At 68.0% G+C, this 13,828-nt stretch carries 15 protein-coding genes; 9 read left to right on the top strand and 6 right to left on the bottom strand.

The genetic code is table 11. From position 1 onward, the window contains the following. Nucleotides 1–72: 72 nt before the first annotated feature. The 6 genes from adk to BW991_RS06475 form a co-directional block, all read right to left on the bottom strand. Nucleotides 73–726 (bottom strand): adenylate kinase, encoded by a 654-nt coding sequence (gene adk / locus BW991_RS06450; protein WP_076601261.1) that lies wholly within the window; start codon nucleotides 724–726, stop codon nucleotides 73–75. Nucleotides 727–794: 68 nt separating this feature from the next. Further along, nucleotides 795–1,571, bottom strand: a complete 777-nt coding sequence (gene kdsB, locus BW991_RS06455) for a 3-deoxy-manno-octulosonate cytidylyltransferase (RefSeq protein ID WP_076601262.1) — start codon at nucleotides 1,569–1,571, stop codon at nucleotides 795–797. A gap of 2 nt (nucleotides 1,572–1,573) precedes the next feature. Next, nucleotides 1,574–1,765 (bottom strand): Trm112 family protein, encoded by a 192-nt coding sequence (locus tag BW991_RS06460; RefSeq protein ID WP_018991185.1) that lies wholly within the window; start codon nucleotides 1,763–1,765, stop codon nucleotides 1,574–1,576. Continuing rightward, nucleotides 1,746–2,759 carry a tetraacyldisaccharide 4'-kinase gene (gene lpxK / locus BW991_RS06465; RefSeq protein WP_076601263.1) on the bottom strand — a complete coding sequence of 338 codons (1,014 nt, stop codon included), beginning with the start codon at nucleotides 2,757–2,759 and terminating at the stop codon, nucleotides 1,746–1,748. The genes BW991_RS06460 and lpxK overlap by 20 nt, the downstream gene beginning before the upstream one ends. Before the next feature lie 59 nt (nucleotides 2,760–2,818). Continuing rightward, entirely contained in the window at nucleotides 2,819–3,238 is a 420-nt protein-coding gene (locus BW991_RS06470) for an ExbD/TolR family protein (RefSeq protein ID WP_076601264.1), read from the bottom strand. A 12-nt stretch (nucleotides 3,239–3,250) separates the two neighbouring features. Continuing rightward, complete coding sequence (locus BW991_RS06475; protein ID WP_076601265.1) at nucleotides 3,251–3,859, bottom strand: MotA/TolQ/ExbB proton channel family protein; 609 nt, start codon at nucleotides 3,857–3,859, stop codon at nucleotides 3,251–3,253. A gap of 304 nt (nucleotides 3,860–4,163) precedes the next feature. Here BW991_RS06475 and xseA point away from each other — a divergent pair, with 304 nt between their 5' ends. From xseA to BW991_RS06520, 9 genes are all read left to right on the top strand, one after another. Next, the gene (gene xseA / locus BW991_RS06480; protein ID WP_170879055.1) at nucleotides 4,164–5,540 is read left to right on the top strand and encodes an exodeoxyribonuclease VII large subunit; all 1,377 of its coding nucleotides are present in this window, start codon (nucleotides 4,164–4,166) and stop codon (nucleotides 5,538–5,540) included. A gap of 139 nt (nucleotides 5,541–5,679) precedes the next feature. Continuing rightward, complete coding sequence (locus tag BW991_RS06485) at nucleotides 5,680–6,267, top strand: superoxide dismutase (RefSeq protein WP_050416747.1); 588 nt, start codon at nucleotides 5,680–5,682, stop codon at nucleotides 6,265–6,267. A 173-nt stretch (nucleotides 6,268–6,440) separates the two neighbouring features. Next, nucleotides 6,441–7,451 carry a sulfate ABC transporter substrate-binding protein gene (locus tag BW991_RS06490; RefSeq protein ID WP_076601266.1) on the top strand — a complete coding sequence of 337 codons (1,011 nt, stop codon included), beginning with the start codon at nucleotides 6,441–6,443 and terminating at the stop codon, nucleotides 7,449–7,451. A gap of 44 nt (nucleotides 7,452–7,495) precedes the next feature. Next, nucleotides 7,496–8,179: an RBBP9/YdeN family alpha/beta hydrolase gene (locus BW991_RS06495; RefSeq protein ID WP_076601267.1), complete on the top strand. Its 684-nt coding sequence runs from the start codon at nucleotides 7,496–7,498 to the stop codon at nucleotides 8,177–8,179. Between the two features lie 251 nt (nucleotides 8,180–8,430). After that, nucleotides 8,431–9,456 carry an ABC transporter substrate-binding protein gene (locus BW991_RS06500; protein ID WP_076601268.1) on the top strand — a complete coding sequence of 342 codons (1,026 nt, stop codon included), beginning with the start codon at nucleotides 8,431–8,433 and terminating at the stop codon, nucleotides 9,454–9,456. Continuing rightward, nucleotides 9,453–10,250, top strand: coding sequence for an ABC transporter ATP-binding protein (locus BW991_RS06505; RefSeq protein ID WP_076601269.1), 798 nt, complete (start codon nucleotides 9,453–9,455; stop codon nucleotides 10,248–10,250). The genes BW991_RS06500 and BW991_RS06505 overlap by 4 nt, the downstream gene beginning before the upstream one ends. Nucleotides 10,251–10,272: 22 nt before the next feature. After that, entirely contained in the window at nucleotides 10,273–11,103 is an 831-nt protein-coding gene (locus BW991_RS06510; protein WP_076601270.1) for an ABC transporter permease, read from the top strand. Between the two features lie 10 nt (nucleotides 11,104–11,113). After that, the gene (locus BW991_RS06515; RefSeq protein ID WP_076601271.1) at nucleotides 11,114–11,752 is read left to right on the top strand and encodes a thioredoxin fold domain-containing protein; all 639 of its coding nucleotides are present in this window, start codon (nucleotides 11,114–11,116) and stop codon (nucleotides 11,750–11,752) included. A gap of 153 nt (nucleotides 11,753–11,905) precedes the next feature. Continuing rightward, entirely contained in the window at nucleotides 11,906–13,564 is a 1,659-nt protein-coding gene (locus tag BW991_RS06520) for a long-chain-fatty-acid--CoA ligase (protein ID WP_076601272.1), read from the top strand. The last annotated feature ends 264 nt before the right edge of the window (nucleotides 13,565–13,828 follow it).

Raw genomic sequence — 13,828 nt, forward strand, 5'->3', positions numbered from 1 at the left:
GATGCAAAAGAAAACGCGGCGAGAAACGGGATGGCTCCCGCCGCTCGCCGCGTATGTACCGGAGACGCCCGCTTACTTCAGCGCTTCGAACGCACGCGCGGTGATCGCATCCACCGCGCCGAGCCCGCCGATCTTGCGGACCTTAGGGGCGGAAGCCGCACCGGAGGCGGCCCACTTGGTGTAGTACTCGACCAGCGGCTTGGTCTGGGCGTGATAGACCTCGAGGCGCTTCTTCACGGTTTCCTCGCGATCGTCATCGCGCTGGATGAGTTCCTCGCCGGTCACGTCGTCCTTGCCGGCAACCTTGGGCGGGTTGTACTTGACGTGGTAGGTGCGGCCCGAGGCGACGTGCACGCGGCGGCCGCTCATGCGCTCGACGATCTCGCTGTCGGGAACGTCGATTTCGAGGACGAAGTCGATCGGCACGCCGGCCTCCTTCATCGCGTCGGCCTGCGGAATCGTGCGCGGGAAGCCGTCGAACATGTAGCCGGCCTTGCAGTCGTCCTGTTGCAGGCGATCCTTCACCAGGCCGATGATGATGTCGTCGGAAACCAGGCCGCCCGCATCCATCACCTTCTTGGCTTCGATACCGAGCGGGGTGCCGGCCTTGACCGCGGCACGCAGCATGTCGCCGGTGGAAATCTGGGGAATGCCGAACTTTTCCTTGATGAAGTTCGCCTGAGTGCCCTTGCCTGCTCCCGGGGGTCCCAACAGAATCAAACGCATGAATCCTCTCCTCCCTGTCATGCCGCGCCGGTCCGGCCGCATGGTTCCCAAAAAATGAAGCCCGAAACTTACTCGACTCGCCCCGCGCGGTCAAACGCCGCCCGGACCCGCTCGAGGTCTTCCGCGGTATCGACGCCCGCTGCCGGCGCGCGTTCGACCGAAAGTACCCGAATGCGGTAGCCGTGCCACAGGGCGCGCAACTGCTCGAGCGCTTCCCAGTTTTCCAGCGGCGACGGCGCGAGGCCTGCGTAGCGGCGCAGGAAGTCCACGCGATAGGCGTAGATGCCGACGTGGCGCTGCACCGGCAGGCCCGCAGGGATGACGTCGCGCGCTTTGGCGAAGTCGTCGCGCGCCCACGGAATCGGGGCGCGCGAGAAGTACAGCGCCTGATCGCGCGCATCGCACACGACCTTGACCACGTTCGGATTGAAGAACTCGGCGGCATCGTGCAGCGGGTGCGCGGCCGTCGCGATCGCGGCTTCCGGCGTGTCGGCAAGTGCGCCGGCGACATCGGCGATCAGCGCCGGGTCGATCAGCGGCTCGTCACCCTGCACATTGACGACGATCTCGTCATCGCCCCAGCCGAGCGCGGCGACGACCTCGGCCAGGCGGTCGGTGCCGCTGGGGTGATCGGCACGCGTCATCAGCACGTCGCCTTCGGCAGCCTTCACGGCGTCGACGACGCGCGCATCGTCGGTCGCGACCCACGCGGACAACGGCCCCGCCTTGCGTGCCTGTTCGAGCACGCGCACCACCATCGGCTTGCCGCCGATGTCCGCGAGCGGCTTGCCCGGCAGGCGTGTCGACGCGTAACGCGCCGGAATGACGACGTGAAAACCCGCCATGCTCAGCGGCGCAGCGCGTCGACTTCTTCGGCGGGCAGCTGGCGGGCCTCTTCCTCGAGCATCACCGGGATGCCGTCGCGAATCGGGAACGCGAGACGGTCGGCCTTGCAGACTAGTTCCTGCTTGTCCTTGACGAAGTCGAGGGGACCCTTGCAGACGGGGCACACGAGGATTTCAAGCAGTCTGGCGTCCATGCGACAGTTTCTCCAGGATATGTTCGGCCGCGCCCGCCGGGATCTGTGCCCTGACCGGGAATTCCCAAGTGTCGGCAGGCGCGAAAGCCGAACATTTTACCGCATCCTTGCTGGTCAGGACTTTCGCCTCGCCGGGCGCGAAAGCGAGGTCGGCGGCGGTGAACGGATGATGGTCGGGAAAGGGATGAGGTACGACGTCCAGCCCCATCGCGCGCAGCTGATCGAAGAATCGCTCGGGGCGGCCGATGCCGGCGACCGCATGCACGCGGCGCCCCTGAAATGCAGCGGACCGGCATTGTTTCGCGCCATCGTGCAGGGCAATGAAGGTATCGCCTTCGAGCCGCATCGGAAACACCGGCGTGTCGCCGAGCGCCTGCTTCAGGCCGGCCGAGAACGGGCCGTGCGCGATCACGAGGTCGACTTCGCGCAGCCGGGAAAGCGGTTCGCGCAGCGGCCCGGCGGGCAGCAGCCAGCCGTTGCCGAGCGTGCGTTCATCCACGACCACGAGCTCGATGTCGCGTGCGAGGCGGTAGTGCTGCAGCCCGTCGTCGGACACGATGACGTTGCACGTGGGGTGTTCGGCGAGCAGCGCGCGCGCGGCGGCCGGGCGGTCCGCCCCGACGGCGACGGGACAGCCGGTGAGGCGCGCGAGGAGGACGGGCTCGTCGCCGTACAGAGAAGGATCGCCGCCTGCGGGGACGACGGCAACTCCGTCGACATGGCCGCCATAGCCGCGGCTGACCACGCCGGGCACCCAGCCTGCAGCGCGCAATTCGCGCACGAGCCAATCGACGACCGGCGTCTTGCCGCTCCCGCCAACGGCGATGTTGCCGACGACGATGACAGGAACGGGAAGGCGTTCGACGCGCCGCGGGTCACTGCGGTAACGGCTGCGCCGCGCCGCGGCGAGCGCTCCGAACAGCGCCGACAGGGGGCCCAGCAGGAACGCAACCGGCGACCGGCGTTGCCACCAGCCCGGACTGCTGCGCGCCATGGATCAGCTGCGCTGCAGCTGCGACTGCGGCGTCGACGACGCCCCGGCGGCAAAACGGCTCACGGGGCGGACTGGGTGGCGAAGGTGATGTGCGGCAGACCCGCACGCTGCGCCGCCTGCATCACGTCGATGACGCTCTGGTGGGCGGCCTTGGCGTCGGCCGTGATGACGACGACCGGGTCCGTACCGCCCGCGGGAACGGCGCGACCGAGCGCCGCAGCGATCGCGTTGATGTTCCTGTCGCCGACCGGCTGGCGGTTGACCAGCACGTCGCCGGCCGCGTTTACCGCGACGACGATCTCGTTCGGCGTCACTTCCGCCGCCTTCGTGTCGGCCGTGGGCAGATTGATCTCCAGCCCCGACACCTTCGAATAAGTCGTCGTCAGGACGAGGAAGATGATGAGTACCAGCAGGACATCGATCAGGGGGATCAGGTTGATGTCCGGGGCTTCGTGCTTGCGTCCGCGCTGGAAGTTCATGCGCATTCCCGCTCAGGGACGACGGTCGCCGTGCACGACCTCGACCAGCTTGATCGCCTGCTGCTCCATGTCGACGACGAAGCCATCGACGACCGCGCGGTAGTGGCGCCAGAAGATGATCGAGGGGATCGCGATGATCAGACCCAGGCCCGTGGCATAAAGGGCCGTCGAGATGCCCTGTGCGAGCTGCTGCGGGTTGGTCGTGGCCCCGCCCTGGGCGGCGAAGATGTCGATCATGCCGACGATGGTGCCGAACAGGCCCATCAGCGGGGCGATCGACGCGATGGTGCCGAGCGCGTTGAGGAAACGCTCGAGTTCGTGCGCGACGGCGCGACCGGTTTCCTCGATCGCCTCCTTCATGACTTCGCGCGAACTGCTGACGTTGCGCAGGCCCGCGGCGAGCACGCGCCCGAGCGGCGAATGGGCGGCGACGCGGCTGGCCATCTCGGACGTGGCGCCCTTCTGGCGCAGGTCGGCAAGTACCTTGTCGAGCAGCCCCTCGGGCACGATGCGCGAGCGACGCAGGGTCACGCCGCGTTCGATGATGAGGGCGACGGCAACGATGGATACCAGCAGGAGGGGCCAGACGGGCCAGCCCGCGGACTGGATGAGCGCGAACACGCAGGAACTCCGGAGCTCGAAAAAAGAAGAACTCTAACCCCCGGCCGCGAACACGGCAAGGGCGCAACCCTTTGTCATGGGGGCGGCAAGAATCCACAAAACCTGTGGATAAGTTTGTGGATTCTTCGCGAATTAGTCGCCAAATAGCTGGCGCAACAAGTGTTTTCTTACTTCGCTGAAAAATTAAGCAACAATTTTTTCGTTTAAAAACAGCAACTTGAAAATATCCTTAAATACTTCAGGGGTTCGTATATACACCATTGACAGAACGGGCGCCTTGTGGATTCCGCTACAATCCCGGCCCATGCAAAACACGGTATCCCTCCCCTTCGGCGGCGCCGACGACACGAACGGTGGCAGCCGGACGATCAGCGTTTCCGCGCTCAACCGGGTGGCGCGCGAGACGCTCGAGGCGCGCTTCCCGCTGCTGTGGGTAAGCGGCGAGATTTCCAACCTGACGCGGGCGCCATCTGGCCACCTGTATTTCACGCTGAAGGACGCCCAGGCGCAGGTTCGCTGCACGATGTGGCGCAATCGCGCCCAGTTGCTGCCGTTCCGCCCCGAGAACGGGATGCGGGTGGACGCCCGTTCGGTCGTGACGCTGTACGAGGCACGCGGCGATTTCCAGCTCAGTGTCGAGGCCTTGCGCCAGACCGGACAGGGGAACCTGTTCGAGGCCTTCCTGCACCTCAAGGAGAAGCTCGCGGCGGAAGGGCTGTTCGATCCGGCCGCGAAGCGGGAACTGCCGCCCTACCCGCGCCGCATCGGCGTCGTGACTTCGTCCGCGGCCGCGGCATGGAAGGACGTGCTGGCGGCGTTGCAGCGGCGTGCGCCGCACCTGGAGGTCGTCCTCTACCCGTCGCCGGTGCAGGGCGCGGACGCCGGCGCAAGGCTCGCGGAAGCCGTGCGCACGGCGGATGCACGTGCTGCGGAGGACGGCATCGACCTGCTGCTCGTGGTGCGCGGGGGCGGCAGCATCGAGGATTTGTGGGCCTTCAACGACGAGGCGCTGGCGCGCGCGATCCGCGCGTGCACGGTGCCGGTGGTGAGCGGGGTGGGCCACGAGACCGATTTCACGATCGCCGACTTCGCCGCCGACGTGCGCGCCGCGACGCCCACCGGCGCAGCCGAACTGGCGAGCGCGGGCTACCACGCCGCGCGTGCCCGCGTCGGTGAAATAGAACGATCCCTGTCGGCCGGAATGGAGCGGCGTCTGCACGGGCTGGCGCAGCGGCTGGACCGGGCGGCGTTGCGGCTGGTGCATCCGCGCGAGCGGCTGGGGCTGGCGCGCGAACGCAGCGAACGGCTCGCAGCCCGCCTGGGCGCGGCGATGACGCGCCGCCTCGAGCGCCTCGAAGGTGCACGGCGGGTCCTGGAACTGCGCCTCGTCGCACGCAAGCCCGACCTGCGCCGGGAGATGGAACGCTGCGTCCGCGCGGCACAGCGGCTGGGGGCAGCGGGCGAGCAACTGGTGCAGCGCCGCGCGGAGCGGATCGCCGCACTGGCGACCCACCTGCAGCACCTGGCGCCGCAGGCGGTACTGGCGCGCGGCTACAGCATCACGCGCGATGCCGACGGCCGCATCCTGCGCGCCGCCGACGAGACGACGGCAGGCGAGGAAATTTCGGTGGAACTCGCAATCGGGCGCCTGCGTGCTATCGTGAATAGCACGGAAGCATGAGGGGCGCGCGTGCGCGTGCCACGAGATCTCCCCGCGGACAGGCTGCACGGCCCGCAGGATTGCCAGCGGGGTCAAATCCCGACTAGAATAGTCAGGCTTTAACCCCGACAACCCTGAAACAAAACAGGAAGGAGAACAAATGGAACATACCCTGCCCCCCCTGCCCTACGCCAAGGACGCCCTGGCTCCGCACATCTCGGCCGAGACCATGGAGTTCCACTACGGCAAGCACCACCAGGCCTATGTGACCAACCTGAACAACCTGATCAAGGGTACCGAATACGAGAACCTCGACCTCGAGGCGATCATCAAGAAGGCCCCTGCCGGCGGCGTGTACAACAACTCCGCGCAGGTGTGGAACCACACCTTCTTCTGGAACGGCATGAAGCCGAACGGCGGCGGCGAGCCGACCGGTGCGCTGGCCGACGCGATCAAGGCCAAGTGGGGCAGCTTCGAGGACTTCAAGAAGGCCTTCACGACCTCGGCCGTGGGCAACTTCGGTTCGGGCTGGACCTGGCTGGTGAAGAAGGCCGACGGCAGCGTCGACATCGTCAACATGGGCGCCGCCGGCACCCCGCTGACGACCGGCGACAAGGCCCTGCTCTGTATCGACGTGTGGGAACACGCCTACTACATCGACTATCGCAATCGTCGCCCGGACTTCGTCGCGACCTTCCTGAACAGCCTCGCCAACTGGGACTTCGCCGCGAAGAACTTCGCCGCCTGATCCCCGTGCGACATCTGCCGGCCTCCCCGGAGGCCGGCCGCGAGGCCTCCCCCTGCGGTGCAGGGCGGAGGCCTCGCCGTTTCTGAATATACATTTCAGTTTTTCTTGGTTCTGGTTCCAAGCGCGCAACGGTAGATTTTCTCCATTGAATTCCATTCAAGGGAGAAAACACCATGACCACCAGCCTCATCCGCCGCAGCCTGCTGGCGCTCGCACTCACCGCCGGCCTGATCGGCAGCGTGCAGGCCGAGACGACGCTGCTCAACGTTTCCTACGACCCGACGCGCGAGCTGTACCAGGCCTTCAACCCCGAATTCACGAAGCACTGGAAGGCGAAGACCGGCCAGGACGTGACGATCAAGCAGTCGCACGGTGGCTCGGGCAAGCAGGCGCGCGCGGTGATCGACGGGCTGGAGGCAGACGTCGTGACGCTGGCGCTGGCCTACGACATCGACGTGATCTCTGCGAAGACGAGCAAGCTTCCCGCCGACTGGCAGAAGCGCCTGTCGCACAACAGCTCGCCTTACACGTCGACGATCGTGTTCCTCGTGCGCAAGGGCAATCCGAAGGGCATCAAGGACTGGGGCGACCTGGTGAAGCCGGGCGTCGAGGTGATCACGCCGAACCCGAAGACCTCGGGCGGCGCGCGCTGGAACTACCTCGCGGCGTGGGGCTACGCGCTGCAGCAGCCGGGCGGCAACGAGGCGAAGGCGAAGGAGTTCATAACCGAGCTGTTCAAGCACGTGCCGGTGCTCGATTCGGGCGCGCGCGGCGCGACCAACACCTTCGTCCAGCGCGGCATCGGCGACGTGTTGCTGGCGTGGGAGAACGAGGCCTTCCTGTCGGTGAATGAGCTGGGCCCGGACAAGTTCGAGATCGTGGTGCCGTCGGTGTCGATCCTCGCGGAGCCGCCGGTCACCGTGGTCGACGGGGTCGCGGCGAAGCGCGGCACGGCGGAAGTCGCGAAGGCCTACGTGGAATATCTGTACTCGCCGGTCGGGCAGAAGATTGCGGCGCAGCATTACTACCGCCCGGCGAAGCCGGAACTGGCCGACCCGAAGGACGTGGCGCGCTTTCCGAAGCTGAAGACCTTCACCATCGACAGCCTGTTCGGCGGCTGGGCGAAGACGCAGAAGGCGCACTTCGACGACGGCGGCGTGTTCGACCAGATCTTCACGCGCTGAGCCGCGCATCACCACTGACGACAAGCGCACGGAGAGAGCCGCGCATGCGACACACGACGCTGATCGTGCCGGGCTTCCACGGCAGCGGGCCGGACCACTGGCAGACGTGGCTGGAACAGCGCTTGCCGGACGCGCGGCGCGTGCGCGGCGTCGACTGGGAAGCGCCCGTGCTGGCGCGCTGGGCGGCGGCGGTGCGGCGCGAGATCGACGAGTCGGCGCACGCGGTATGGCTCGTCGCGCACAGCTTCGGCTGCCTGGCGAGCGTGGTCGCGGCGGCCGACCGGCCCGAGCGGGTCGCCGGAGCACTGCTGGTCGCGCCGGCCGATCCGGCACGCTTCGGCCCGCTCGGACTGCAGGAGGAAACGGCGGGGCCGATCGACGACCTCGGGCCGTGGCTGCCGCAGGGGCAGCTCGGCTTTCCCTGTGCGGTGATCGCCAGCACCAACGACCCCTGGGTGCGGCTGACGGTCGCGGCCTACTGGGCCGACCGCTGGGGGGCGCGCTTCATCAATGTCGGTGCGGCCGGGCACATCAACGTCGACTCCGGCTTCGGTGCCTGGCCCTACTGCCACGACCTGCTCGACGGCATGCAGCAGGCTCACGAGGATCTGCCGCTGGGCGCGATCTCCGGCCGGCGCGAGTCGCACAAAGGCCGGCGCAGCGCACTCGCACGCCTGCGCCATCACACCCGCAGTTCGCTCGAGCTGCGGCCCGGCGATCCGGATTAATTCCTCCCCCCTCGCCCCAGGCAGTAGCAGCGCCCGCCCGCGGACGGCCTCCGGTCCGGCCGACGGCGGGCGCCGTGCCGTATGTGCTTATCGCATCCGACGATAAGCACCGTATTTCTTCCCCGCTGCAATACATCCGAATTTTTCTTGGTTCGTCGGCGCACCGCCGCCGCGTAGATTTTGTGCATAGGACGGCGGCAGCGCATGAGGCGCACGCCGCGGACGTCGCACATTGCCCAGGGAGAATTCCAATGCATCCATCTCGAATCGCACGCGCCGGCATCCTCGCGCTGTCGCTGCTTGGCGCGACCAGTCTCGCGCATGCGGAGAATCTGAAGGTGGGCTACCTGCCGGTCACCGGCCACGCCAAGTTCTTCGTCGCCAAGGAATACGGCCTGTTCAAACAGGAGGGGCTGGACGTCGAGCTGATCGAGTTCCAGAACTCGGCCGACGGGCTCAATGCCGTCACCGCCGGCAAGCTCGACGTGGGCGCCTTCGGCACCACCGCACCGCTCGCGCACTACGCGAAGGGGGCCGACCTGAAGGTGATCGGCGGCATCATGGGGCTCGATGCGGCGCTGGTCGTGACGCCCGAAAAGGCGGCGTCGATCCGCAATATCGGCGACCTGCGCGGCAAGAAGGTCGCGACGGTGCGACTGGCGACGGGCGACGCGGTGCTGCGCGGCGCGCTGCACGACGAGAAGATCGACTGGAAGAGCGACCTGAAGATCTTCGAACTGAAGAATCCGCCCGCGGTGATCGAGGCGGTGAAGTCCGGCCAGGTCGATGCGGGGGTGGTGTGGGGGCCGCACGACATCCGTGCCGAGCGGCAGGGGCTGAAGATCGTCGTGCGTTCGTCCGAGCTGCAGCCGGGGCATCCGTGCTGCCGCATCGTCGTGACCTCGGACAAGCTCAAGCAGGGCGATACGCACGTGCGCTTCCTGCGCGCGATCCTGAAGGCGGAGAAGTTCGCGGCGGAGCGCAGGAAGGAAACGATCGACGCGATCCAGAAGTATGTGAAGCTCGATCGCGACGTGCTGGAACAGGGCTACTACTCGCCCCATCTGGACCAGTCGACCGACCCCAACGTGCAGGGCACGCAGAAGTTCTGGACGACGCTGGTGAGCTCGGAAGTGGTCGACGGCACGCGCCCGCTGGCGCCGATCTTCGATCTGACGCCCTACCGCAAGGCGCTCGACAGCCTCGCGAAGGAGAACCCGCGCGACGCGTTCTGGCAGGCGCGCCTGAAGAGCGAGCCGACGAGGAACCAGCTGTGAGCGGCGCGACGACTGCGGCCTTGCGCGTGGAGCGGCTGCGTTTCGGCTACGGCGGGACGACGGTGCTTGACGGCATCGACCTCGCGGTGGCGGAAGGCAGCTTCCTCGCCCTGCTCGGCCCCAGCGGTTCGGGCAAGAGCACTCTGCTGCGCCTGATCGCGGGCCTGGAAAGCCCCGAACGCGGGCGCGTGCTCGCCGGCAACCGGCCAGTCGCCGGGCCGGGCGTCGAGCGTGCGGAGGTGTTCCAGAACTATGCGCTGTTTCCGTGGATGCGCGTGGTCGACAACGTCGCCGAGGGCGTGCGCAAGGCGCGGCCGGGGATTGCCCGCACGGCGGCGCGCGCGCGGGCAGCCGACTACCTCGAGCGCGTGGGTCTGCCGGGCGTCGCGGAGAGCTACCCGTTCGAGCTGTCCGGCGGCATGCAGCAACGGGCGGCGATCGCCCGCGCGCTGGCGCTGGAATCGCCGTTTCTGCTGATGGACGAGCCCTTCGGGGCGCTGGATCCGGTCAATCGCGCCCGTCTGCAGGATCTGCTGGTCGAGCTGTGGCAGGGGCGCGCGCCGCGGCCGACCGTGGTGTTCGTGACGCACGACGTCGACGAGGCCCTGCTGCTCGCCGACCGCGTCGCGGTGCTGGGGGCCTCGCCGGGGCGGGTCATCGCGGACTTCGCGGTGCCCTTCGAGCGTCCGCGCTCGCGCGCAGCGCTGTTCGGCGACCACCGCTTCCACGCACTGCGCGAATCGATCGCCGAAGCGCTCGACGCGGACACGCTGGCCCGCCTCGCGGCGGCCTGAACCGTCATCTGGAGAACCGTTCATGATTTCCGAAACTTCGACGCTCGACGCCGTGTCGGTGCCCGCGGACACGCGGGACGACGCCGACACGGCGTCCGCGCGCTCAGCCCGACTCGCCTTCGCGTGGGAACCCTGGCTGCTGTGGCTGGCGCTGATCGCCGCGTGGCAGGGCATCGCCAGCCTGATCGCCGGGCAGGGCAATCCGCTACTGCCGCCCCCCGCGGTGGTGCTCGACGCGCTATGGCAGTCGCTGCCGGAGCTGTTCACGGGGACCTGGTCATCGCTGCTGATCCTCGTGCCCGGCTTCGCGCTCGCGGTCGTTGTCGGCGTCGGGTTGGGTCTCGTCACGGGCACGTCGCCGCGGCTGGGGCGGGCGTTCTTCCCCTTCGCGAAGGTCGCGGCGCCGGTGCCGCCGACCGTCTACATCCCCTACGCGATCGCCGTGCTGCCGACCTTCCACCTGTCGGCGACCTTCGTCGTGTTCGTCGGCGCCTTCTGGCCGGTGTTCCAGAACACGGTCGCCGGTGCGCACGCCGTCGAGGGGCGGCATCGCGACAACGCCGCGGTGCTGGGCTTTTCCCGCCTCGAATACCTGCGCAAGGTGGTCTTCCCCGCAAGCCTGCCGCACATCTTCTCGGGGATGGCCGTGGGCCTGGGCTTCGGCTTCATCCTGCTGACCGTCGCCGAGCTCTTCGGCGCGAACGCGGGCCTCGGTCGCTTCGTCCAATACTACGCGGACTTCGCCGACTACCCGCGCATGGTGGCAGGCATCCTGTACACCGGCGTCGTGACCTGGGCCGCGATGACCGTGCTCGAGCGGGTCCGGGCACGTGCGCTGTTCTGGCTGCGTTAAGGGGGCGACGATGAGCAGCTTTCTGCGCAAGCACGATTTTCCGGGGACTGTCGTCATGCCGGAACCACCCCGCCCCGACGATGAGGAAGACAAGGAACGCTACATCGCACGTCAATTGTGGTGGGCGCTCGCCGGCCTGCTGCTGTTCGCGCTGACCCTGCTGTTCGGATGGGGCGGCGCGTACGCGGCGGCGGGACGCTCCGCGCCGGACGCACCCCTCTTCGCACCGACAGTCGACCTCGCCACGGCGCTCGCCGACGCGCGCCGCGCCGGGCGCAAGGGGGTCGCGGTGCTGTACGAGATGGACGGCTGCGGCGAATGCGCACGCGTGAAGGCCTCGACCTTCCGCGATACCGCGCTGCAGCGCGAGTTGCGCACCCATTTCGTGCCGGTCAGCCTGCGCGCGGACGAGCCGGTGGCACTGCGCGACTTCGACGGCGGTGCGACGACGCAGGCCGCGTTCGCGAATGCCCAGCGCGTGTTCGCGCTCCCGACGGTGGTGTTCTACGACCTCGACGGTATCGCCGTGGCACGCCAGCCGGGCAGCCGCTGGCCGGCCGCCGAGTGGCTGCGGCTGGCGCGCTACGTGCGCGACGGCGGCTACGAGAACGCGCCGTTCCAGCCGCGCACGCCGGCCGCCGGACACTGACCGGGATGCGCCGCCGCGCAAGCGGCGCGCACCGGGAAATTCCCCGCCACCCGCACTGCGCCGCGGGCTCGCCGCCCGTGCGCGCGCGTTCGTCCCATTCCCATTTCCGTTTCCATTCCCATTTCCATTCGACGCACACAGGAGTTTTCCACGATGCAGGGATTGATGATGCAGCTGCCGCTGCTGATTTCCGGCCTGATCGCCCATGCCGACCGCAATCACGGCGATATCACGATCGTCAGCCGGCTCGCCGAAGACCCGCACGGCCCGCTGCACCGCACGACCTGGCGCGAAACCCACCGCCGGGCCCGCCAGCTGGCCAATGCGCTCGCGCACCTGAGCGTGCGCCAGGGCGACCGCGTCGCGACGCTCGCGTGGAACACGCATCGTCACCTCGAGCTGTACTACGCCGTGGCCGGCAGCGGCGCGGTGTGCCACACGGTGAATCCGCGCCTCTTCGATGACCAGATCGCCTGGATCCTCGCGCATGCCGACGCGCAGGTGCTGTTCTTCGACGCCACCTTCGCGGACATCGTCGCACGCATCGCGCACAAGCTACCGCAGGTGACGCACTTCGTGCAGATGACCGGCCGCGAACACCTGCCCGCGAAATTCCCGCGCGAGTTGCTCGCCTACGAGGATCTCGTGCATCGCCATTCGGAACACTACGCGTGGCCGCAGCTCGACGAAAACACGGCATCGAGCCTGTGCTACACGTCCGGCACGACCGGCAACCCGAAGGGCGTGCTGTACAGCCACCGCTCGACGGTGCTGCACGCCTACGCCTGCGCCCTGCCCGACAGTTTCGGCATCTGCGCGCGCGACACCGTGATGCCGGTGGTACCGATGTACCACGTCAATGCTTGGGGCCTGCCCTACATCGCGGCGCTCACGGGCGCACGCCTGGTGCTGCCGGGGCCGCTGCTCGACGGCGCGTCGCTGCACCGGCTGATCGTCGACGAGGGCGTCAGCTTCTCGAACGGGGTGCCGACGGTGTGGGCCGGCCTGCTGCAGCATCTCGCGCAGCAGGGCGGCGGGCTCGGGCGCCTGCGCCGTCTGGCGATCGGCGGCTCGGCCTGCCCGCCGGCCATGGCGGAGTCGTTCGCCCGTCACGGCGTCGAAGTGCTGCGGACGTGGGGCATGACCGAGCTGTCGCCGATCGGCACGGTGAATGTGCCACGCGCCGACGAGGCGACGCTCGCTCCCGAACGGCGCGAGGTGCAAGGACTCACGCAGGGGCGGCCGCTGCCGGGGGTGGAACTGGCGATCCTCGATGACGACGGCCAGGCGCTGCCGCACGACGGCGAATCCTTCGGCGAACTGGTGGTGCGCGCGCCGTGGTCGCTGCGCCAGTATTACGGGCGCGAGGAAGGCGACGGCTTCACCGCCGACGGCTGGTTCCGAACCGGCGACGTCGCGACCATCGACGCGGGCGGCTACATGCACATCACCGACCGCGCCAAGGATGTGATCAAGTCCGGCGGCGAGTGGATCAGTTCGATCGAGCTGGAGAACATCCTCGCGTCGCATCCGGCCGTCGCCGAAGCGGCGGCGGTCGCCGTGCCGCATCCGAAGTGGGACGAACGGCCGCTGATGGCGGTGGTGCTGAAGCCCGGCGCCGGACTCGACCGCAATGCGATGCGCGCCTTCTACGACGGCAAGATCGCGCACTGGTGGCTCCCCGACGACCTCGTCGTGGTGGACGAGATTCCGCACACGGCCACCGGCAAGATCAACAAGCTGGCGCTGCGCGAGCGCTTCCGCACCTACCGCTGGCAATCGCAGCCGGTCACCGTAACTCAGCCACGGTGACCGGCTGCGGCCCGCGTCCCGCGCGCGCGGGCAGCCGGGACGCGGGCCGCCCGTCGGTCGAGGGCGGAATTGCCGCAGCTCGGCACCGTATCCGCTTTCCGGCGGGGTGCAGTGGAGGGGCCACCAAGCGCATGGAGAGACGGACCGGCGGAAAGGCGCCGGACGCCTTTAGCAGGAATTCGAATAACCAGCCCGTTTTTTATTATTTAACGAGCACAAACGGCGCGCATAGACTTGATTCATGAAATGCATATGGAGCGCCAA

This window comes from Aromatoleum tolulyticum (assembly GCF_900156155.1).
Classification (GTDB): domain Bacteria; phylum Pseudomonadota; class Gammaproteobacteria; order Burkholderiales; family Rhodocyclaceae; genus Aromatoleum; species Aromatoleum tolulyticum.

Bases quoted from the DNA above. Each gene is read 5' to 3' on its own strand.
- BW991_RS06460 (WP_018991185.1), bottom strand. From the start codon at position 1,765: ATGGACGCCAGACTGCTTGAAATCCTCGTGTGCCCCGTCTGCAAGGGT.
- BW991_RS06495 (WP_076601267.1), top strand. From the start codon at position 7,496: ATGCGACACACGACGCTGATCGTGCCGGGCTTCCACGGCAGCGGGCCG.
- kdsB (WP_076601262.1), bottom strand. From the start codon at position 1,571: ATGGCGGGTTTTCACGTCGTCATTCCGGCGCGTTACGCGTCGACACGC.
- BW991_RS06490 (WP_076601266.1), top strand. From the start codon at position 6,441: ATGACCACCAGCCTCATCCGCCGCAGCCTGCTGGCGCTCGCACTCACC.
- BW991_RS06520 (WP_076601272.1), top strand. From the start codon at position 11,906: ATGCAGGGATTGATGATGCAGCTGCCGCTGCTGATTTCCGGCCTGATC.
- BW991_RS06515 (WP_076601271.1), top strand. From the start codon at position 11,114: ATGAGCAGCTTTCTGCGCAAGCACGATTTTCCGGGGACTGTCGTCATG.
- BW991_RS06470 (WP_076601264.1), bottom strand. From the start codon at position 3,238: ATGAACTTCCAGCGCGGACGCAAGCACGAAGCCCCGGACATCAACCTG.
- xseA (WP_170879055.1), top strand. From the start codon at position 4,164: ATGCAAAACACGGTATCCCTCCCCTTCGGCGGCGCCGACGACACGAAC.
- BW991_RS06510 (WP_076601270.1), top strand. From the start codon at position 10,273: ATGATTTCCGAAACTTCGACGCTCGACGCCGTGTCGGTGCCCGCGGAC.
- lpxK (WP_076601263.1), bottom strand. From the start codon at position 2,759: ATGGCGCGCAGCAGTCCGGGCTGGTGGCAACGCCGGTCGCCGGTTGCG.
- BW991_RS06500 (WP_076601268.1), top strand. From the start codon at position 8,431: ATGCATCCATCTCGAATCGCACGCGCCGGCATCCTCGCGCTGTCGCTG.
- adk (WP_076601261.1), bottom strand. From the start codon at position 726: ATGCGTTTGATTCTGTTGGGACCCCCGGGAGCAGGCAAGGGCACTCAG.
- BW991_RS06485 (WP_050416747.1), top strand. From the start codon at position 5,680: ATGGAACATACCCTGCCCCCCCTGCCCTACGCCAAGGACGCCCTGGCT.